Consider the following 22,421-nt stretch of genomic DNA (forward strand, 5'->3'; position numbering starts at 1 on the left):
ATTCAAAGGTACAATCATGTCAAATCTATCTCTAATTCCAGCCACCCTTATCCCAGGCGATGGAATAGGTCCCGAAATTGTTGGTGCAACTATCGAAATTCTCGATGCCATTCAGGCACCATTCAAATGGGACAGACAACTTGCGGGCATGGCTGGCGTGGATGCATCAGGCGATCCATTACCTCAGTCAACAATCGAGAGTATTCACAAAACTGGCCTGGTATTGAAAGGACCCCTGACAACACCTGTAGGTAAAGGTTACCGTTCAATCAATGTTACCCTACGCAGGGAATTCGGACTTTATGCAAATGTTCGTCCCACCAAAACTCTTATTCAGGGTGGCAGATTTGATAATATTGACATTGTTGTAATACGTGAAAATCTCGAAGGTTTTTATGCTGCCATGGAAAATCATATCCCTGTTGATAATGATCTGAAAGCTATCGCCACATGTGCAGGTTACACCTCACGTAAAGAATGCCGGAGAATTGTGAAATTTGCCTTTGATTATGCAGTGCAAAACAATCGTAAAAAGGTTACACTTGTTCACAAGGCTAATATTCTTAAAGAATTATGCGGTCTGTTTCTTGAAGAGGGTCGCAAGGTTGCCAAGGAATACGAAGGCAAAATTGCCTGTGAGGAACGTATTGTTGATGCCTGTTCGATGGAACTGGTTATAAAACCCGAAACCTACGATGTAATCGTTACAACCAATCTCTTCGGGGATATTCTATCAGACCTGACATCAGGTTTAACAGGTGGGCTGGGTCTTGCACCAGGCGCTAATATCGGTGAAAAAGCGGCAATGTTTGAGGCTGTTCATGGTTCCGCTCCAGATATAGCAGGTAAAAACTGCGCCAATCCTATCGCTGTGTTGAGAGCCGCAGCCTTAATGTTGAAACATGTTAAACGTGACGATCTTGCAAAAAGAATTGATAAGGCAATTCATAAAGTTGTTGTAGAGGATAAAGTCAGAACCCGTGACCTGGGAGGTGATGTAACTACGAAAGAAATTACGGCGGCATTAAAACAAGCTGTAGCTTAATTTATCATAATCTTCGATTTATATAGATTTTCTTACAGGCATTTTGTAAAATATATTTACAGTTTTAAATAAGTTCATTTCAAATTTATTTACTTAATTTCTTGGAATGGTAATTGTTACACTTATTTACAAAATATTCATATTTAGGAGATTATAATTATGGCTAAATGTTGCAAAAAAATCTTTAAAACCCTTGTTGGTTTGGGATTTGTTGCATGTGGAACAAGCAAGGTTTTAGGCGCTAGCATCCAAGAAAAAAGATTTTCTGAAATGAATTGGTCTCAAACCAATATGAAAATAGTTGGTGGCCTTGAAGTTGCTGGGGCATCAATGCTTTTATGCAAAAAAACCTCTAAATTGGGTGCTCTTACCCTATTGGCAGCTGCAACATGCATGTTTGCTGCAGGTCTGAAACATAAAAGAAAACAGGATCTCGCTCTTGATGGTGTTGGTATTTTTGCCGCTCTCTCGCTTTTACGGTGTAAAAAAAATTAAAATCTGAATTTTAATGCCCCTTTTATTTAAGGTTAAATTACTTTAATAAAAGGGGTTTTAATATATATCTCAAGGATTTTGATGCGAATTTCTCCTAAACGTCCGGTAAAATCTGTCATTTCCATTTATTTTTTCTTGATACTTGCAAATACACTTGCATGGATTTGGGCCCTGAAATCATTTTACCATTCACCACTTCTTCTCAACACAGCGTTTTTGGCTTGGGTATTCGGTTTACGTCATGCAGTGGATGCAGACCACATTGCTGCCATTGATAATGTTGTCAGACAATTTACCCAACATAAAAAACCTTCCCTTGCCACTGGATTATGGTTTGCTCTTGGTCATTCAAGTATAGTTATTCTTTTTTGTCTGCTCGTTGCAGCTTTTGCCAATCGGTTCAAAACACAAATTGATGAATTCCAATTAATTGGTGGCACCCTAGCGACTTTGGTATCCGGCAGTTTCTTGTTGATCATAGCATTTATCAATTTTTTTATATTTTTGAAAATTTGGAAAATATTCAAAGATTTTCGTGCAAATAAATCCTATTCAATCGAGGATATGGATAATATACTCGCTTCAAGAGGATTTTTATCGAGAATTTTAAAACCCGCCTTTCGCATGGTGTCCAAGGAATGGCATATGTTACCATTGGGTTTTCTTTTCGGTTTGGGATTCGATACCGCAACCGAGATCGGTTTATTGGGAATTGCCGCCATACAGGCAGCTAAAGGCATGGCCACGTGGGATACTATGGTTTTTCCGCTTTTATTTACTTGCGGAATGACCTTGATTGACACTACAGACAGTATTGTTATGACAGGTGCCTATAATTGGGCATTTAAAGAACCACTAAGGAAATTATGGTACAATCTAACCATGACTGGCCTTTCAATCTTTATCGCGACTGTCATTGGTGGAATTGAAATTCTAGGGTTGTTACAGGAAAAATTCAAGCTTTCCGGATTTTTTTGGGATCAAGTGCAAGAATTACAAGAAAATCTAGGGTCAGCAGGTTTCATAATTATCAGTATATTTATACTCTGCTGGATCTCATCCTTTACAATATTTCATAAATTTAGGAAAGCTACCTAATTATTCATTACATTTTACCCAAGATTGCTGACAGAGCATTTAGATCCTTTTGTGAAGGATCATCATTTACCCTGGATCTTCTTGCATTGTAATTATCGAGCAATTTTTGTTTCTGATTTAACTGCTGTTGCGTCAAACTATGATTCGCTCGAGCATGCTGCAATTTTTTCCGTACAGCCCAAGCCTGATTATCTATTTGAGTCAATTGATTGCGTCTTTGTTCTAACCTGGTCTGCAATTCAATGGATTGTGAATGAGCCTGAGCCGCATTCTGTTGCTGGTTTACCGCATTTTGCTGTTCATATTGCAATTGATTATTCAAATTCTGGGAGCGTTTATTATAACCATTACCAACAGAACATCCCAATCCGCTAAAAAAATTTGTTTTATCAGGATCACAACTTTGAGGATTGGAACAGTTTGTCAATATCATGAATGAAGTTAAGGGTATGATAAATTGATAGAATTTCATTAATAAATCCTTTTGAAAATTTATTTTAATCAACCTGCAGGTTGATTGTTCATGCCATTCACTAAAATATTCTCGGCATATTTTAAACGGCTAACTGCTGCATCTGTTGATTGTGCTTCCTGCTCAAAACGATTATCATGAGCTATCTGAGCGTATTGGTGCATTTGCTCACTTTGTTTAGAATAATAATTTATCTTATTGTTTAATTGGGCTTTTTGATTATTAAAATGAGATAATTGTTGTTTATATTGTCTAACAGTAATTTTTTTTGACGCTATCTGTTTATTAAGGTTTGCCAGTTGTCTCTGTAACTGAGCAACCTGCAGCGATGCCTGTTGCGCGTCATTACTTGCATTCAAAGCTATCTGATGAGCGGCGGCAATTTGTTTGTTCAATTGATCTTCCTGTAACTGCTGATTTTCTGTACGATGTGCAACAGCATATCCAGCACCGGTTCCCAATGCCGCTCCACTTAATGAACCAATCAAAGCCCCCTTACCATGACCAGCCAAACCTCCCACCAAAGCCCCAAGAGCTGCACCGCTCAATGCTCCTGTCCCAAGCGTTTGATTGAATTGGGAATTTCTTTGCATTTGTCGATTTTGTTCGGGAGATAGATTTGGATTATAGGCAGGTGTACATGCCATTAATGAAAAACAGGAACAGCCAATAATAATTTTAGTAAAATAGGATCTGGACATACGTTACCTTAATATTTTATTAAATACAAATAATCTAAACCAAATGGGTTCATGATCCAATCCTTTAATAAATTTTGGAATCACGATAATTGTTGTAAGGTGATAATTATATCATAAAAGAGATATTTATTTATACTATTTGAGTTAACTGGCCTATAAACATTCAGATTTGTTCATTTCATATAAAAGTACAATACGCATGTATGAATACCCTTTTTTAAAAAAAGTAATATTTCAATTTTTTCTCACATTTTTATCATCTTTGGCGCTTATTACAATGACTTCAGCATCAACATCACATCCTTTTATTGAATTAAATAATCAAGGAAAACTTCAGGGATATTTTGATAACCAACTAGCTATTTTCAAAGGGATTCCGTATGCCACGCCTCCTGTTCGTTCATTCAGATGGTTTCCCCCACAGCCTGTTCAGCCTTGGCAGGGAATCAAAACAACCACTGAATATGGACCAAATTGCAGTCAGTATCCCAATCGATGGGATAAGAAAGAAACCTTTCCTATAACAAGCGAGGATTGCTTATATCTTAATATCTGGATGCCAAAATCCTTTTTTGAAAAAAACGAAACTCCAAAAAAATATCCTGTAATGGTCTGGATTCATGGCGGTGGTTTTGTTTCCGGCGGAAGTAATCAGGAAGTCTTCGATGGCAGTTCAATGGCAAATGAAGGGGTTATAGTTGTTACTTTCAATTACAGACTTGGACGTTTTGGTTTTTTTGCACGTCCGGACTTGCAGCAAGAAAATGAGGAGAACAAATGGGCAAACTATGGAATTATGGACCAAATTGCAGCTTTACAATGGGTACAGAAAAATATTTCCTCTTTTGGCGGGGATAGCGATAATATCACCTTATTTGGCGAATCTGCAGGCGGCGCCTCAATTATATCCCTAATGACCATTTCAGAGGCAAAAGGTTTATTTAATAAGGCCATTATTCAATCTGGAACAGGGCATTCACGCTTTTTCCCACCCAGAACCATTGATGACGCAGAAAAAACAGGCCTAAATTTCGCAAAAAAAAATAATATCCAAAACGATGAATATGCTTTGGAAAATTTGCGTAAGCTACCTGCTGAAACCATTGTCGATAAATTGAATTTAGATGATCTACAACCTGACTATTTTTCAGGATTGATTATTGATGGTATCATGTTGAAGCAATCCCTTGATAGTGCTTTTGAAAAAGGTGCTTTTTATCCTGTTCCTACATTAATCGGCGATACGAGTGGTGATGGTTTTATGATTAACCAATCCGGTTTGAAAGATATGGCAGGCAAGCTGGGAATGAATATAGAGGATCTCAATAAAATTTATAATCCGAATGGAAAACTATCCGAAACCAGAATTTTGCATCAATTTATGGCCGATATTCAAATTCTTGAACCGACCCGGTTATTGACACAACAAATTGCCAGTAAAAATGTTCCTGTCTATCGCTATCGTTTTTCCTATATTACCAGTTCGGCCCGTCCTTATACTTCCTATGGGGCACCACATGCATCAGAATTACCCTATGTTTTTGGAACGTTGAACAAAGTATACTCATCCTTGACACCTCAAGACAATGCCATGTCAGAAGCAATAAAAAAATATTGGGTCAATTTTGCAAAATATTCAAAACCTAAAGTAGACGGATTATCGGAATTTTCCGAATTTAAAATTCATCCTGATAAATTACTCAATTTTTCAACAACCGGTATCAAATTTGAAACTGATCCATTTCAATCGAGATTGGATTATATTGAAAATGCATTAAAAAAATAAAAAAATCCTGACTAAGAGATCAAATCTGTATTGTCTCATGATTCTCTTTCGAGGTCTGTAACACTAAGTTTACGGACTTCAATTATTGTTTTTATTATTGATGTTTACAGAATCTCTTGCCTGATTTGACTGAATATTTTTCATATCTTGCAGGACATATACATTTGTCCACTTACTTTTTGGTAAAGAGAGCAATACCTGTATTCGATTGGCAAAAAATGCCAGATTATTGAGTTTTCTAGCTTTATATGCTGTTTCAATCATGGTAAATTGTTTTTTTCTATCAATAATCGATGATGAATCTGCTATTTTACGGATAGTTTCCAAATACCCGTCAATTGAATTATTTAAGATTTGTTTATGATTGATAATGTTTGATTTTATATCGTTTTTTTGTTTTTGGCTCAACATATTCAAAAGCGATAATTCCTTTTCCAAAATCAATATTGTATGTTGATTTTCCCAAATATTTAATGCCAAAGCGGATGCCGCTTCAATTTGGGCACGCATGGTTGCCGCCAAGAAATCATTACGAGCTCTGGCATCCTGATCCAGTTGTGTTGATATCTGTTCAAGCCCGGCCTTTAAGGATGCTTCTGTTGTCTGTTTCTTAAGCTTATCAATCAGCTGATGCGTATTGGCTGTCACTTTTTGAGATTTTTGCAATAATTGATCAAACTCTGATGAAGCCTGATTGGTTTCTTGCAGGCTACCCAATGTAGGTGCGGAAATAACAACTCTAAAACCCATGGTTGCGAGATGTGTCGGTTGATTGGTATTTTGGTCATATAAAGGGATTTCCTCACGTAATGCCGTATTGAGATCCGATGGATTAAATGTATAATTTCCACCTTTTACTATTATTCCACCTGTTAATCCATGCTGACGTCCCACACGATTCAAATGATAATAATCCTGCATCATCTGCCCCACTTCTCCCAACATATCATATAACCCCAAAGGATTTGGTTTCATGCTACCTACCGTTTGAACCTGACCATTTGCCAGTTCCGAACCAGTCATAACATATTCTTCAATTCCTTCTGGCATTGGCCATGTTGGTGCAAGAAAATCCGTTTCGCTAACCTTGTTGCCTCCCTGAGCAGCATAATACCATTCCGCTTCTGTAGGTAAACGGATATAACCATATTTATTACCACGTTTTGGCAATGAATTTTTAGCATGTTGCAATAGCCAAACAGACCATTTTTCCGCAAAATTTTCAGCCTCAAACCATGAAATATTATTGACTGCTTTCTGTCCTGACTGATCGGGTTGTTTGCATGAATCCTGATCTAGAATGGCATCATATTGATTTCTTGTAACGTCATATTTCCCAATATAATAGAAATTACTTCCATTCACCCCGCTCGAAAAAGGTGCTGCAAGCTGCGCTTGCCTTATATAATCGCTATAACCTTGCTGAGTTTCAGATTGCCCTATCTGAATTGGTAAATCATCCAAAACTCCACCTTCTGTCGGCACTTCAACCTTACGAAAAACCATTTTACCTCCACAAGGCAATGGCAAGGCAAAATCATCCTTCATTGGATGGATATCTATAAATTTACTTGGCCATGATGCGTTTATTGCTTTTGAAATAGTAGGAAAAAATCCAATACCAAGTCCAATAATCAAAACAATTTGTTTCATAAAGCAATTACCCCTTCCCATGGCTGTATTTTGGCTGCTCTCTTTCCCGATAAAAAACTGATTATGAAACTTGCCCCAAAGGTTAAACAGATAGTTGCCAAAATCAATTCCTTATTCAACAAAAATAAAACATGATTTTGTGGTAGAATATTTTTAAATAAATGATTGATCAGTTCTCCTGCTCCTATCGCGGCAACAAACGAAATCGCCAGACCGCAAAATGCAAGAATAAAAGATTGAAAAAGTGGAAAAAAAATTAAATCCAATGAACAAAACCCAGAATAGCGCAATAAAGCCAGAGATCTGTGTTTACGTTCGGTATTTGCCCAAAGGCCAGATCCCAATGAAATACATAAACCGCCCCCTCCCAATGACGCAATTAAGATGAAAAGATATTGCAAGCGTTTTGTTAACGATAATAATCCAGAAACATCTCCTGCTCTTGATATGATATCTATATTGTTATTACGTAGATTCCTGTCTAATTTTGGCACATCAGTCAAATTTTTGGCATATAACCGGAAACCAGAATACACGATATTTGGCGGTATTTTGAAATTATTAACTTGAACGGGCCAGTTTTCAATACCATCCTGATAGGTTTCCACGGCAACAGCCAATGACAAGGATACAAAGGCGCAATCCTTATCTGTAACGGAGGGTGGCAATACAGATACGACTTTCAAAGGAAAATTTACTTGCTGTTTAGTATTATGATATATTCTTTCAAGAATGGCATTTACTTGATCTCCATCATGAATATGCAAATAGCTGGCCGCTGAGGCTGATAAAAAAATTTCATCATTTTCTTGTATAAAAGCAGAAATATTACCTAACAAGGGGTCACCTTTGGCTGAAGGTACTAACATGATATGCCTGCCATCACCATTATTCTTGTCAGCCATATTTTCCATAAACAAACTTGCTGCCAATGTACGGGTTCGAGGCATGATAAATGCAATATCGTTATTTGAATTAATGTTCTTTATATCACCAAGGGAAAAACTACGATTGGATATTGTGACTATTTCCCTGACATGAGGATCTTCAAGCAATGATTGCCTAATACTGGTTAATACACCACTTCTTAATCCGGCAATGACAATTAAAGGGGCCAAAACTGCGACAATGCCCAGAATATGGCATAATGATAAAATTGGTTCATTTTTCAAGTCTTTCCAGGCAAGTTTAGCGGATAAAAATAAATGCAGATTTTTATGCATGGATCCGTAACCGAGTTATTTTCGTTTCATTGTCAATATAACACGCCATCTCCTTTAGACCATATTGTAACGCCCGTTTAACATCATGTGAGGTCATGATTAAAACGGATCCAGCCTCCGTTACTGTCTCAACCAATAAATGTAAAATTTCGTCGGCTAGAGTGGGATGAACAGAAGCCGTGGGTTCATCCGCTAAAACAATCATGGGTCTATTGATTAATGCTCTTGCAACAGCCACTCTTTGACGCTGGCCAACAGATACCTGACATGGTTTTTTAGATAAAATTGGTCCAATTTCAAGAAAGGTAATCAACTGATCAAACCAGACTTTATTCTTTTTTCCAATAATCGATAAGGGTAGAGTTATATTTTCCTTTACAGTGATAAAAGGAATTAGGCCCGCTGTTTGCGGAACAAAACCAGAATATGCTGACCTTAAATGAGCCAATTGATCCCGTCTGTAATTATTCCATAATTTTAAAATATCATTTTGTTCAAAATAGAAATTACGTCCTTTTGTCGGTTTCAAGGATAAGGATAACATTCCCAATATCGTACTTTTACCACATCCTGAAGGACCGGAAATGAGTATACGATCACCATGTTTAATTTCTGCATGATCAATATTGATTTTGATTCCGTCAGAAAATTCATATGCAACATTATCAAGAAAAATAAAGGGATTTCCCGAAAATTCTCTCATCAAGGTAAGGCTTCCAAGGGAACAGGATAAACCGCTTCACCAGGATCTTTGCTTCCAGTTAACTGTACCCAAAGATCAGGATGAGACTCATATTCCTGATAAAGTCGTAAACGGCTTTCAACATTATTCAGAACTGTTCTTTGCGCAATTGCTCCCATTGCCAGCCAATCCTGTTCCGAAATGTTCATGATATCCGACTTATAAGGTAAACCTTGCAAATATTCTCCCAGTAATCCGCCAATATTTTTAGATTGGGAAATTTTTTGCGGATCACGGGCTGCTGTTGCAAAGGCTGAACGAAGTTGGGTAAAAAATGTCTGTGGTTCGGTTCTTCCCGCTAATCCTGTTTTCAAGATGATCTGTAAGGATTGGGCTAAATCTGACAACTGGTTTTTGGTTAAGAGAACACGTACTTCAATGGCCTTTTTAACTGGATTAGTCAAATCCCGATCTGTTGTATAACTCGAAATCACATCAGGAACGGAAGTATTTTCCTCCTTACCCATATAGGCAAGACGCATAGCCTGGCTGACAACTTTGATTTGATCCTCTGCTTTTTTAGATTGAGCATTTTTCTTTGACGGATTCAATCCTGCTATAGGTCTACCAGTTGTATCCGCCACCTGTTGCAATAATGCCATTGTGAGGGTCTGAATCACTTCTGAAAAAGCCTCTGGTGTCCCCCCCCTAACAGGAAAATATAAGGATCCAGCCGTACCAAACTGGCTTAGCTTTCTATATTGGCTTGCAGCCTTGGTATGATTATTGATTTTCTGACCTGCAGGCGTTAATAAATGAACAACAAATACAGCAACTCCTTTTGATTCAGCAAGCTGTTTGATTTCTTCAATTCCCAGTTTAGTTATACTGTGAGGATCATTTGCCTCCCTTGCACCTGCATCCGTCACCAGAATAATATATTTACCAGCTGATTGATTCCAGTCAATTTCATCAAGTGCGGTTTTAATTCCAGCGATAGCATCCTCGTCAAAAGACTTTGACGAAACTTTTGCATCATGAACTGAAGCTATGGCATTGTTAACATTATCCACAGGTTGCTTGAAATCGGGTCTTGCAAAAACCTTTGTTTCATATTCCAGTGACGGATTATCTTTTAAACTGTCCCGAAAGGCAACCAATCCAAAACGAAAATTATTTTTAACCGCTGTATTTTTTATTGAATTAATCAATGATTTAACCGCTGCCTGAGTTTGTTCAATATAGGGTTCCATACTTACAGTCGTATCCATAACAAACACCAAACTGGCCTTGAAATTCCTCAAATTCGCTGGCGATGCATCAAGTTTGCTTTTTTGTGACGGAGCGGAAACGACATGAAGCAAACGTAATGGAGGGCCACTTGGACGATCTATCTGCTGGGCATCAAGAATTGGCAACAAATAGAAATTATGAGTGATATCTACATATGTATCAGGTTCCATGGCTATCACCGGACCAGGATTACCGGCCAGTGCATTTTTTGCTAATTCCTTGGCTTTATCCCCACCAGATTGATCCAGCAGTATCTGTTTTTCATCCTGCTCATTTTTCATGAATAATGAACGCTCGCGTCCAGCCGGATTGGTAAAGGCACCAACCATTGTATGCGCCCAGTTAATTACTTTATCAGCTGGCACCCAGCCTACAATATGACCCTGGGTATCGCTTCCAACCTGCAACCAATCTTCATTTCCCTGTGTGTCTTTCTGACGTTTATAAACATAAAAAACCTTGAAGCCCTCAATCGGTTTCGCATTCTGATTTGAGGGTGAATCTGATAAGACAACACCAGGTCTAGTTATGATTTTTTGATAAAGATTATGTTTTCCTTCCATAAGCAATGGTGTGGAGGATGGGGAAACAGCAGGATCAGCAAAAATAACTGAGGAACTTTCTATTGCTGAAAAATACAATAGCGAAAGAATTAATGATTTATTCAGAATTTTTCTCACTGCCAAAAATCCTTTAACGTAAGACGAGCCATTTCATTCCCAGTTTCAGCTTTTTTACTTAACCAGTCGTACAATGCCTGACGTGGGGCAACAACTTCTCGAGAGCCTTTTTGGGCAGCCATCCGGAAATATCGTGCCGCTTCACGCATATCAGGACTGGGAATGGGACCATCCACCTTGAAGTTTACAGGACTGTAAAGTAAACCCAACTTGACCATTGCTTCACTTTCCCCCTTGGATGCTGCATTTTCCAGTAACAAAATTCCATCATCAGCCTGCTTATTTTCTAACCGCCTTTCCCCCTCTTTAGTAATAGCCAATGTGCTGGGTGCTTTGCTAAGAACATCCTGTAATGGCATTACTTCCAAATTTTCCGCCTTGTTTTGGGAATTGGATTTGGTTGATTCAGGAAAAGATTGCTTCTGGGAATTTTCAGATTGTTTTCCATCATCATTATTCTTTTTATCATTACTCTGTTTTATTACTGGTTTGTTTTCTAGAGTTTTTTCCTTAACAGAAGGATTTTTATTGGGAACATGATGTTTTTTTATATAAATTCCTGTTCCAATGCTGAATAACGACAAAAGACCCAAACCTGATCCTAAAATTATCCAGGGTAGTTTGCTTCTGGTCTTGTTTGATTCTCCATGCAGATTTTCACTATTCAATAAATCCTCTTTTTGTGGAAAAATGGGGCGTTTCTTTTGTATCTCTGGATTTATAACCGGTAAGTCAGGTTTGTTTTCATTCTGATTAACTCGATTATTTTCAGTATCCATTACAACAGTTTCTATATCCGGTTCAGCTCCCGATTGATCTAGGGAAACAGTGGGTTCTTCTTGTTGTTTATTTATTTTATTAACTATTTCTAAATTTTTTTTCTCTTTCCCGGGACTGCTGACATCATCTATTTTTTTATTTTCAACAACTTTTCTGGAAACACTTCGTTTGCCGATAATGGGAGGCCAGATTACGGTTTGGACAAGATCCAGTTCCGGAACCTTGATCTGGCATGGGCTCCCCGCCTCCAGTAAATCACATAAACGGTCAGCTTCAATAAATAAAACTAGATCATTTCCTTGTTGTTCCTGACGTATAACCTTTTGAACAGGAATTGAGGGAAATTGTGGAAACGTAATATTAAAATTCTGCCCCTTCAAATCTGCCTTACTTATTACGGTAATAGCGGCTTCACCTGGTCCTGATGCTGAAATTTTTAATACCGAATTCATTTTATAAACCTTTTAATACGGTTATGATACGCCCTAGGGCTTCATTTGCAGCTGGATCAATTCCATCAAGACTGGAAGCGCCAGCATTTTCTTCAAATCGCTGTACCATGGCTGAAATCCAATCTCGAACAAAACGTTCGTGATATGGAACGGGATGTTCAGGTAAAATCAATATATCATTGGGTGCCTCTCTTGGTTCGAATACATGATGCTCACCCTTTAATCCTCTTGTCATGGGTCTTTCAGATAATGGTACGGAATGATAACCCAAATAATAAACAAAATTACCAATTTCCATTTCTGCCAACAAAACCTGTGTTTCACCCTTTAATGAACCACTGGTGAAAAGCGCCGCATTGCGTCTTAATTGTTCAGCAAGCCTATCCCTGAGATTTAACCGTCTTGCAAGCAAGGATATCTCTGCCGTTAATGCGGTTAATTGTTCTGTTGAAATATAAAAATGCTGTTCAACCTGATCATTACGAGAAAAATCATCCATAATATGATTCCATTTGGACAATACTAAATCGGCATATTGTTCATGACGATCTTTTGCCTGTCCCGTATCCACTTCTTTTTCCTGTTTTTGATCCGATAAATCGGCATCTGGAAACATATCCTGAAAAAGATCGTCTACATCACTTGTTCGACCGATCAACAATCTCTGGTTGGAAAGCTGCATTTCCATACTATGCCATGCTTCCATCATATCCTCTCGCCTAACCTGGAGTGACCGTAACAAAGATCCAAACATTTGTGATTTGACGGATTGCATCAATGATAGAGCTATTGATTTAGCCTCCGATGAAGCCTTTTTGATAGCTTCTTCCGTATTGCCACTATGATAATAAGGAGAAATGAAACGTGCCAGGTTAACAGCAAGATGTTCGATCTGTCCATTAATCTGTTCAACTTTTAACCGTGCGTCACATACTTTTCCCAATGCACCGGCAAGATAGGTGATACCTCCATCATTTGGCTGCAAAACAGCATTCCATGCCTTTTCAGGATCAGCCACATAACGCTTGATTTCAGGATTACTCAAATAAGCCTGTTTCATCGTTTCAACTAAATTTTTTGCCCGTTCAGCAATTCCAGCTTCTTCCTTATGTCCGTTAACGACCGTGTAATCCATAACAGCTGGGAAACTTATAGAGGGACTACGTAACCAGTAAAGATTATTGAAAGGATGATTATCTCTCCAATTCTCAATCCAACTGCACGTTTTAAAAAAGTCAATTAGACTTGCATTAATTCTGGCTGTCCATCTTGTGCTTGATGAAGGAGATTCTCCTGCTTTTTGTTCAAACTCCCGATCAAATTTTGTTAAAACAACAAACAAATTATCTCTTTGTCTATTACGTTCTTCTTCCGTCGTACCGATACTGTTTCTTACCCATCCATCAATCATACCTGGCAGGGTTGAAACATTCTGTATGGAATCACCAATACACAATAACATTGCCGAAATTTCACGTTCGGCTTCATAGCGTTGAAAAAGATAGGCCACCTTTCCCCGAAGAAATAAACGTCCCAAAGCTTCTGGTGCCTGGAGAAACGCTTGTGGATCGTAAATCATTTCTCTTGATCTTGCGCCAGGAAAATCAAGCAAATCCGTTTCCTTGAGAAATGCCCATGGAGCATCACTTCCTATTGGAACGGTTAATTCTGCCGTCAATGCCGTTACAATTGAACGGTCAATTGATTGTCTTTCCCCTTTTGAAGTCAAAACGGTAACTTTATCTTGGGAATTCATTCCAAGCGTGAATAGGGTTTCAACATTCAATATACTTTTTTCTCTTGGCTTCAGTGCTTCTGTAGAGCAATAGACATTTTCCGTTTTTCCCAAATTTCCTAAAACTGTAAATAAATTTCTTCCTAAATTGGTAAATTGCCCCAGATTGTTCCATAATGGTGAAAACAAGACAGCCGATTCATGAGCTGGAATATACGGAACGGTTTCCCTCAGTTGCTGCCAGTAAATTTCTCTTAATTTTTCAAATCTATGATGGTCGGGATATTGTTTTTTTAAATATTCATATAGAACCTCTATATCATCAATATCTATAATTGAATTAATGATCTTGTCTTGCATAAAAGGTTTCATTGACTGAAACAAATTCTGTAGTGACTGATCGTCAATTTCGGCATCTTTTGTCTTAAAATCCTCAATTGATGTATTGGTCAATATTTTTATGACATCAACCGCTGACAACAATCGTAATGGAACGGGCATATTTTCATCAATAACGTCAATTTTCCGCGTCGTAAAACGAGATACAAGCCCCGTTGATTCATTACCACCTTGTGGATTCATATCCGTTAAGAAATTAAGATTTTCTTTTTGATAATACGCTATCAATGCCTGTCCGGGTTTTGTCGCCAAACTTGAAACAAGATAGGATTTACCTGCCTGAGACGCTCCAAAAACCGCCACGGCAGGTGGCTGGTAAGCTGCATTGTCAAGTTGTCTGGCCTGCCGACGAAATCGCCTAAGGGTATATTTGACTGCATCCCCATCTCCCCTAATGGCTTTTGGATTATCTTCAAACCAGTGTAAAGCCATATCAGCAGAACATAATACATTCCCGGTTCTTTTTTGTAGATGCCTGGTCATTTCTTGAATATCGTTTGGCATATTAAATAATCTTTCTCTAGGCTAAGGTAAAGCGACCTGTATCACGCCAATAACCTTCGGAATTCATCATGGTTTGCAATCTCAGGACCAAAAGTCGGGTGGAATATTGCTCGCCATTCCGATCTGTTATTTCAACAATCCTGAATTGTTCGCGATCTGAATAATCATTTTTTAGATTTTCCTTTTCTTGATCGATATCCTGACGCTTAATTGTTACCGTCAAAGGCAGGGCAACTTTATTCAGAGCATTGAAATTATTTATTTCCAAAACATATAATGGCGACGCTGGCCATCTTTCAATTCCAAGCTGACGAAAACCAATCTTGGTGGTATTTTCAAAATCATCAATCTTGAAACCTACATCTTCTTGAGGCTTCCTTTCGGGTAAATCTATATTTGAAAGCCAAACATTTTTATTCCTCAACTGACCATTTTTTTCCAAACGACCAATAAAACGCACAGTGGAATACATATGCAAATCACGTGATCGTAATACAAAATTCTGTAACTTCCCTTCCGCCTGTAAACATAAAGATGCACCAACTACAACGGTGGTTTTTGGATCACTTATACGGTTCTGAGCATCACGGAAAGAATAATATGCACCAACACGATAATGGTACATACCTATAATACGGTGAACCGGAACCGGCATGGCGGCCATAATCATATCAACAATTCTGCGTAATCTTGAAGGTCTACCTGAAATCAACAAGACATCACAATCATAGGTCCAAATTGCTTCGCACAATTTCGCTATGACATCACCCATAACATATGTGATCGAGGCCTCAACCTGTTGCACCTTGGCTATGATTTCCAAATCGGTTATTTTAAAATTTTCTGCTCCTGCTTTTTTGGCAAGGGTCTGAATGTAATTTTGGGATCGCTCGATATTTTCCTTGTCCTCACCAAGAACATCGCCAATATGGAATGCATCAAGTATATCGATTGTTCGATCAGTTAAATTTTCATAACGGGACAATATTGCCAATGCAACCGGTTCCAAAACATTATTGACAAAAAGCTGTCTTAAATGACGCTCCTGTTCTGATTGCCCTCCCCAGTCCTGTCCAATGGCGGAACTAAAAAATGCCTGGGTGTCAATTACGCCCGCTTTACGTAGGGAATTTTCCATTATGGGTAAAATGATATGCGTTATGATATGTTCAAGAATATCATCCCCTGCTATTTTAAAGCTTTCCCTAAATTCCTGATGTGGACAAATTGTCTCACCCACAGGCACAGAATAGGAACTTATCATCAAGTCAGTCGTTCCACCTCCAATATCCAAGCTTGCTATCCTAATTTTCGGTATCCGGTTATCAGTTTCCCTATCTTTATCGACATGACCGTTTAATTGCATGAACTCATCCAAATTTCCACCGAGACGTTCGGTAATCTCGTTATATAACCAAACGATTTGGGTTGCTGTTGCCTCATCAAGATGCGTGTGAATTTTTGGCCGTTCATTTGTAGATATACCCAGCATTTCGCAATATAAATCAATGGCTGAAATCGCACGATTACGTAAGATTTTCTGTTCTGCTACCGGCATACCGGGAGGTAATGTCAATGTTACAGACCGAAGATGTCTCATTAAAGTTTTATTTTGTCTTTGTTCACGATTTTGAGGTGAGTTCATCTGTAATCTTGCTTGAAACAAAATTTCCACAAGCATAAAGGTAAATAATGAACTCCGTGAAAAATTTGGTTGTGTAGTGATATTCTCCCCTATTAAACGTTCCTCCTCAGTCAAAACACGACCATCCGGTGAAATCATTGCCATAAATGCCCCCGTAACTGGAGGATCGATTATTCTGCCCGAAATACCCATGGAACGGCTATTGTAACGCCAGCTTTGCAAAGATAAACGCGTGTCCCATATATATCTTTTAGGAGATGTGATACCGGTTATACCTTCATTTCCAATTCTTGTCCCTGCCAAATGTGCCGCCTCATAACCTACCCTGACCGGACTTGGCCAATAAAAGGCAGACACCCTTCCGGAACGACGAGAGAGAAGATCACTTCCAAAATTTGCACGAGCAAATTCTATACAGCTTGGAAATGGTTTGTCATATTTAAGATTGGGACGTGAAAGATCTCTAAGAATCAAAGGATAGCTATTTGAAAAATTAACATCCTGTCCCGGATGATCCTCAACTAAAATTCCACAGCTCCTTGAATTTCCCAAATCCAGAATTAGGTCTACCTCAACCGGGACTTGTGATGTTATTCCCTTACCACCATCCAGCAAATGCACTGATGGTAAGGTTTGCAAGGAGGTTAAAATCTGTAGGAATGCCTGATAGACGGCATAATGCCAACAATATCGTTCTTCATATAAAGAACTATTGACAACATTTTCCTGTTTGATTTTCAAAAGCCAATCACCAACCCATCCTTCATTCAAAAACCATGCCACATCAGTAAAATTAGAAACGAATTTATAACAGTCCTGTCTTTGGCTATCTTCTATAGTGGGTGCATTATAAATTTCATTATTATCCTGTGTTTGCAAACTTGTATCAAAGACAAGATCAAATTGATACAAATCCTCCCTTATCTGTGTAAGATATCCACGTACCCAATTTGCCGGTCCATTTCGAAAATGCTCATTACCTGTTTCTTCACCCGATATGAGCGCAAAAAAAGGCAAGGGTATCCATTGATGCAGAAACATTTGCATCATCCCTTTCCAGGAAATCTCATAAATCTGATTTTCAGGTGGAACCTGACCGGATTGAACATCCCTCAACACACCTGTTTCGGGATCCTCCCTAAGGGAATGCAAGATATAACGTGGTGTACCATCATCATATTCACCATTACGCTCTTCCCAAAACCAGCAATGAACATTTTTTAATTGCGCAACAGGAATTTTAATAGACCAAAACTGTATTCCACTGTCAGGAATTAAAGTGATGATACGAGACATATGATTCTCAATCCCCTGAGAAATATTAGGACACAAATTGATAGATTAAACTATAACAGCTATTATAAAATAAAAAATAAATAATTGAATTGTTTTAACGACCCAGTTTTTATGAAATAATTTTGAAAATCTATTTAAATATAAATTTCAACCAATTAAAAAATAAATAATATTCTGAGTATGATTGAACACTATATTAATTGAGCTTCATATCTTGACTATATAAATCAAATACCGTACCTAAATAACTAGGTATATTAATAATCATGAACATTCCGATTGAAAACAATCAAAAACGGTTTTTACCCATTGTCGCAGCAATATCATTTTTCATGGCTGCACTTGATTCAACTGCCGTCAATACAATAATTCCCTACTTATCCAATTTTTTTAACACACCTTTATTCAAAACAAAAAATATCATTATTTATTATATGGTGGCTGGGTCTCTTTTCATTCCCCTTACGGGATATCTATGCCAAAAACATGGATGTCGCATAATTTTTTGTCTTTCACTGGCAATTTTTACATCTGGTTCTCTTTTATGCGGACTTTCCCATAACTTGAATGAATTGTTAATCGCAAGGATTATTCAGGGTTCTGGAGGAGCACTTATGCTGCCGATCGGTCGATTGGCAATTATCCAGACCTTTTCCAAAGACGAACTGGTAAAAGCATTAAGTATGGTAACCCTTCCCGCTTTGACTGGTCCCTTGATCGGTCCCATTGTTGGGGGGATGATCACTTCTTATTTTCATTGGTCTCTAATATTTTTAATCAATATACCCTTCGGTATTCTTGGAATTATATTTGCCTTACGAATTTTCCCCGATATCAAGGATAAATCAATTAAAATGGATTATACAGGGTACGGAATATTTGCCATTTCAATAGCCTTTCTTACCTATGCACTCAGTCTATTTAGTGAAACAAAACAATTTAAAATTCCAACCCTGATTCTTATTCTGGGCATTCTTTTAATGATATTTTACTGGATAAAATCCTATAATCATAAACACCCCTTATTTCATCACAACCTTTTTAAAGTAAGAAGCTTCACAATTGGAATTTTCGGTAACATCGTTGCACGTATCGGATGCGGCGCCGTGCCGTTCATGCTGCCATTGATGTTACAAATTCTATTGGGACTTTCACCCGTAAAATGTGGTTTTGCAATGTTACCATTGGCCATTGCTTCTTTTGTAGGAAAATCTTTCGTCGATCAGATTATAAGACAAACCGGTTACCGACGTTTTCTGTTTATCAACACTATATTGCTCAGTTTTTCATATATTTCGTATGTAACTGTAACAAGTTCATCCAGCTGGACATTACTGGTTGTTCTCATGCTCATTACTGGATTTATAAATTCCATTCAATTTACAGCTATGAATACAGTTACCGTTATTGATCTATCTTTTCGTAAACAACCTTCAGGAAGCGGTCTATTATCCACAGTCATGCAACTTTCCATGGCTTCTGGTGTTGCCGTCTCTGCAATACTTTTAAATGTAGATCAATCTTTGCATCCCAATTCCGCTCCTGCAATGCATTTTCATTTTACATGGTTTTGGTTGGGTATAACGACACTTTTCAGCTCTTTTATCTTTTGGTTTTTGCCAAAAGGAAAATAATTATTCTTCCCTATTATTTATAAAATACAATTTTTCACGTTTATAGGATATCCATATTTTATTTAGTGCAAACCAGTCTGAACCAATCAGCATATCTGCTTCATCATGCAATGGGGATACGGTCAATGTAGGTTTGATTTCAACCTGTCCACCAATTTCGAAACGCTTAAATTGATACCAGTGATAAACAACCTCTTTTGAACCAATCGAGCTTGCCAGTCCACCCGGACGTGTGGCCAGCTCATTTTCATGAATTCCCATTTCTTTTACTTTTTGAAGGGCAACTATTCGGGATCGTGCACCACTGTCAATTAGGGCTTCTAGGGGAAACTGATCAATTCTTACCTTTGTAAACACACGAAAACCTTTTTTGTCCAAATCAGTAATATGACCTTTTTCTTGCCAAAAAGGTGGTACCATACATAATAATGAATGGCTGTTCACCTCCCATAAATTCAGCTTTCCTGTTTTTAATGAAAATTCAACATCAAAATTTGATAATATATCTCCACCGATCAATCCTGAAATGGCAGGTTTAATTCTTGGAAATTGAGGTAAATTACCAACTGGTATAGATAAAGCGCCCAGATTGTACGTTCCTATGTGCATATTTCGGATAAAAACATTTTGTACTGTTTTACTTCCCCCTTTTGAACCCAGTATTATTGTTTTTTGGCCTGGATCCACAGGTAAATGCAACCTTGAAGCTCCATCCAAAGAAATAAGACTTCCTTCTGATCCTGTGTCAATAATCAGGGAAACCATTTGTCCATTAATTTGAAAATCCCCTATTATATAACCTCCTATATTTCTGAGAGGAATTTGCGCAATTTTTTCATAACTGCATAAATTCCTTTCGGCTTTGGCAGAATCAAAAGACCATAAGCCTGTAAAAAAATAAAATGTCAGAATGAGTTTTTTCATATTTTTCTGTTTATATTTGCTTTGGGATGGGCTTTATTCCATACTTCCAGTAAATGAGATTCATCCATCAATGTATAACGCTGCGTTGTAGACAGGCTTGCATGTCCTAACAACATCTGTATTGTTCTTAAATCTCCTCCGTTTTGTAAAATATGGGTGGCAAATGAGTGACGTAGGGCATGAGGTGTTGCCAATTCTGACAATCCCGTAATGCGTCTGTATTCACGCATATTTTTTTGGGCAATCGATGGATTTAACCTTTTGCCTTTAACACCGACAAAAACTGGTGATTGAGATTTTATCATAAAAGGGTAATGTTTTTCCCATTTTATTAATGCCTCAGCCACATAGGACAAAATCGGCACAAGTCGTTCCTTGTTTCCTTTACCGGTTATCCTTAGGGTTGCACCCTCACGGGTCAGGTCTGCATTTCTGAGATCCCCCCAATTTAAGGATAAGGCTTCAGACAACCGCAAACCACAACCATACAACAATGTAAATAAAGCGATGTCACGATTTTGAGTCATTGGCGACTGATCAACAATTGCAATATTCCTAGTCAACTCTGAAGCCTCTTTTTCCGTCAATGGATGAGGTAAAGGTTGATTGACCTTTGGAATCTTTATTAATGAAGCAATATTATTCTCAATATAATAAAACCTTGCCAAAAAGCGATAAAATGACCGTAATGCGGATAAACGCCTTTTACGTGTACGGATTGCGGCATCTTGCGTATGTCGACCCTGACCAAGATAATGACTTTTAAGGGCTTTATTGTTTTCATCCGCCATCCATGCCCTGACATCCTTATATGAAAGATCGGCAAGATCATGCCCGGTTATTTCTTTCCCCCTATAATTTGCAAAAAATTGTAAAAAAAGGGTTAAATCTTGTTGATAGGCAATAATACTATTAGATGAGGCTCTTTGACTGTCCCTCATCCATTTCAAGAAATGCTTTAAATAATCTTCTGCCAGCATGATTGGATCCTTTCAACGCGATTCTGTCACTGAAATGATAATTTATTATAAATTCCATATTCTGTAAAAATGATTGACCGGCCCATGTCCCTTACCCACTTGCAGCTGATTGCCAGCCTTAAGTGCATGCCCTAGATAATTCTTGGCCTCTCTGACCGCATCAGGAATTTTCATAACGGGAATCAAGGCTGTTATGGCAGAAGACAACGTGCATCCTGTCCCGTGATTATTATTTGTCATCACTCTTTCATCTTCATAATCGAAAATTTCATTCTTATTACATAATACATCAAAACAGTTAAATCCCTCGAGATGTCCCCCTTTTAACAAAACCCAATGAGATCCAAATGAAAGTAATTTCTGTGCCTCCTCTTTCATTTCCAGCATTGTTATTGGATCATCTCTATTCAATAAAACGCATGCCTCCGGGATATTTGGGGTAATAAGGGTGGCAAGAGGAAATAGTTCGTCCTTCAATGCATTAACTCCCGCATCATTGATCAAATAATCACCGCTTTTTGCCACCATGACAGGATCAATAACGACCTTGGCAACATTATATTCTCTCAATTTCTGGGCTACAATCCTGACAATAAGCTCATTGCCAAGCATTCCGATTTTGACAGCGTCAACATGGATATCCTGAAAAATCGCATCGATCTGATCTGCAACCATTTTAGGATCCATAATCTGAAAAGATCTTACCCCTTGGGTGTTTTGCGCAACAACCGCCGTTATGACTGACATTGCATAGGTTCCCAATGCGGAAAAGGTTTTGATATCAGCCTGGATTCCCGCCCCTCCACTTGGATCGGTTCCAGCAATTGTTAAAATATTTTTAATCATGTAGATCCCAATTTATGTCTAATATTTTATGATTATAGCTTTAATTCATTCTAGAGATATATTTTATCTTAAATCCAGAACATATAATTTCAAACAAT

At 38.0% G+C, this 22,421-nt stretch carries 17 protein-coding genes; 5 read left to right on the plus strand and 12 right to left on the minus strand.

Going from position 1 to position 22,421, the window contains the following annotated elements:
* Window positions 1-16: 16 nt before the first annotated feature.
* From D9V35_RS05085 to D9V35_RS05095, 3 genes are all read left to right on the plus strand, one after another.
* A complete protein-coding gene (locus tag D9V35_RS05085) occupies window positions 17-1,045 on the plus strand; it encodes an isocitrate/isopropylmalate dehydrogenase family protein (protein ID WP_122123641.1) in 1,029 nt (342 codons plus the stop codon).
* Between the two features lie 159 nt (window positions 1,046-1,204).
* The gene (locus tag D9V35_RS05090) at window positions 1,205-1,540 is read left to right on the plus strand and encodes a DoxX family protein (protein ID WP_122123642.1); all 336 of its coding nucleotides are present in this window, start codon (window positions 1,205-1,207) and stop codon (window positions 1,538-1,540) included.
* Window positions 1,541-1,621: 81 nt separating this feature from the next.
* Window positions 1,622-2,638, plus strand: a complete 1,017-nt coding sequence (locus tag D9V35_RS05095) for a HoxN/HupN/NixA family nickel/cobalt transporter (RefSeq protein WP_122123643.1) — start codon at window positions 1,622-1,624, stop codon at window positions 2,636-2,638.
* A 7-nt stretch (window positions 2,639-2,645) separates the two neighbouring features.
* Here D9V35_RS05095 and D9V35_RS05100 read toward each other — a convergent pair whose 3' ends face one another.
* Both D9V35_RS05100 and D9V35_RS05105 read right to left on the minus strand, forming a co-directional pair.
* A complete protein-coding gene (locus D9V35_RS05100; protein WP_122123644.1) occupies window positions 2,646-3,110 on the minus strand; it encodes a hypothetical protein in 465 nt (154 codons plus the stop codon).
* 29 nt (window positions 3,111-3,139) lie between these two features.
* The gene (locus tag D9V35_RS05105; protein ID WP_232347464.1) at window positions 3,140-3,811 is read right to left on the minus strand and encodes a glycine zipper domain-containing protein; all 672 of its coding nucleotides are present in this window, start codon (window positions 3,809-3,811) and stop codon (window positions 3,140-3,142) included.
* Window positions 3,812-4,088: 277 nt separating this feature from the next.
* On the opposite strand from D9V35_RS05105, the gene D9V35_RS05110 reads away from it, so the two are divergent.
* Window positions 4,089-5,597: a carboxylesterase/lipase family protein gene (locus tag D9V35_RS05110; RefSeq protein ID WP_162988584.1), complete on the plus strand. Its 1,509-nt coding sequence runs from the start codon at window positions 4,089-4,091 to the stop codon at window positions 5,595-5,597.
* A 78-nt stretch (window positions 5,598-5,675) separates the two neighbouring features.
* Here D9V35_RS05110 and D9V35_RS05115 read toward each other — a convergent pair whose 3' ends face one another.
* Genes D9V35_RS05115 through D9V35_RS05145 form a run of 7 tightly spaced genes read right to left on the minus strand, consistent with a single transcriptional unit; the run spans window position 5,676 to window position 17,939 of the window.
* Complete coding sequence (locus D9V35_RS05115; RefSeq protein ID WP_158523850.1) at window positions 5,676-7,250, minus strand: formylglycine-generating enzyme family protein; 1,575 nt, start codon at window positions 7,248-7,250, stop codon at window positions 5,676-5,678.
* Window positions 7,247-8,473, minus strand: coding sequence for an ABC transporter permease (locus D9V35_RS05120; RefSeq protein ID WP_110438069.1), 1,227 nt, complete (start codon window positions 8,471-8,473; stop codon window positions 7,247-7,249). The genes D9V35_RS05115 and D9V35_RS05120 overlap by 4 nt, the downstream gene beginning before the upstream one ends.
* Window positions 8,466-9,176 carry an ABC transporter ATP-binding protein gene (locus D9V35_RS05125; protein WP_110438070.1) on the minus strand — a complete coding sequence of 237 codons (711 nt, stop codon included), beginning with the start codon at window positions 9,174-9,176 and terminating at the stop codon, window positions 8,466-8,468. The genes D9V35_RS05120 and D9V35_RS05125 overlap by 8 nt, the downstream gene beginning before the upstream one ends.
* On the minus strand, window positions 9,176-11,128 hold the full coding sequence (locus tag D9V35_RS05130; protein ID WP_240993343.1) for a vWA domain-containing protein: 1,953 nt from the start codon (window positions 11,126-11,128) through the stop codon (window positions 9,176-9,178). Before D9V35_RS05130 ends, D9V35_RS05125 begins: the two co-directional genes overlap by 1 nt.
* On the minus strand, window positions 11,125-12,360 hold the full coding sequence (locus D9V35_RS05135) for an SEL1-like repeat protein (protein WP_122123646.1): 1,236 nt from the start codon (window positions 12,358-12,360) through the stop codon (window positions 11,125-11,127). The genes D9V35_RS05130 and D9V35_RS05135 overlap by 4 nt, the downstream gene beginning before the upstream one ends.
* A 1-nt stretch (window position 12,361) precedes the next feature.
* Window positions 12,362-14,998: a virulence factor SrfC family protein gene (locus tag D9V35_RS05140; RefSeq protein ID WP_122123647.1), complete on the minus strand. Its 2,637-nt coding sequence runs from the start codon at window positions 14,996-14,998 to the stop codon at window positions 12,362-12,364.
* Window positions 14,999-15,014: 16 nt separating this feature from the next.
* A complete protein-coding gene (locus tag D9V35_RS05145) occupies window positions 15,015-17,939 on the minus strand; it encodes a virulence factor SrfB (protein WP_122123648.1) in 2,925 nt (974 codons plus the stop codon).
* A 266-nt stretch (window positions 17,940-18,205) separates the two neighbouring features.
* On the opposite strand from D9V35_RS05145, the gene D9V35_RS05150 reads away from it, so the two are divergent.
* Window positions 18,206-19,573, plus strand: a complete 1,368-nt coding sequence (locus D9V35_RS05150; RefSeq protein WP_122123649.1) for an MFS transporter — start codon at window positions 18,206-18,208, stop codon at window positions 19,571-19,573.
* Here D9V35_RS05150 and D9V35_RS05155 read toward each other — a convergent pair whose 3' ends face one another.
* Genes D9V35_RS05155 through thiD form a run of 3 tightly spaced genes read right to left on the minus strand, consistent with a single transcriptional unit; the run spans window position 19,574 to window position 22,323 of the window.
* Entirely contained in the window at window positions 19,574-20,497 is a 924-nt protein-coding gene (locus D9V35_RS05155; protein WP_122123650.1) for a retroviral-like aspartic protease family protein, read from the minus strand.
* On the minus strand, window positions 20,494-21,477 hold the full coding sequence (locus D9V35_RS05160; RefSeq protein ID WP_122123651.1) for a tyrosine recombinase XerC: 984 nt from the start codon (window positions 21,475-21,477) through the stop codon (window positions 20,494-20,496). Before D9V35_RS05160 ends, D9V35_RS05155 begins: the two co-directional genes overlap by 4 nt.
* Window positions 21,478-21,522: 45 nt before the next feature.
* On the minus strand, window positions 21,523-22,323 hold the full coding sequence (thiD, locus tag D9V35_RS05165) for a bifunctional hydroxymethylpyrimidine kinase/phosphomethylpyrimidine kinase (protein WP_122123652.1): 801 nt from the start codon (window positions 22,321-22,323) through the stop codon (window positions 21,523-21,525).
* Between the last annotated feature and the right edge of the window lie 98 nt (window positions 22,324-22,421).

The organism is Commensalibacter melissae, assembly GCF_003691365.1.
GTDB lineage: Bacteria > Pseudomonadota > Alphaproteobacteria > Acetobacterales > Acetobacteraceae > Commensalibacter > Commensalibacter melissae.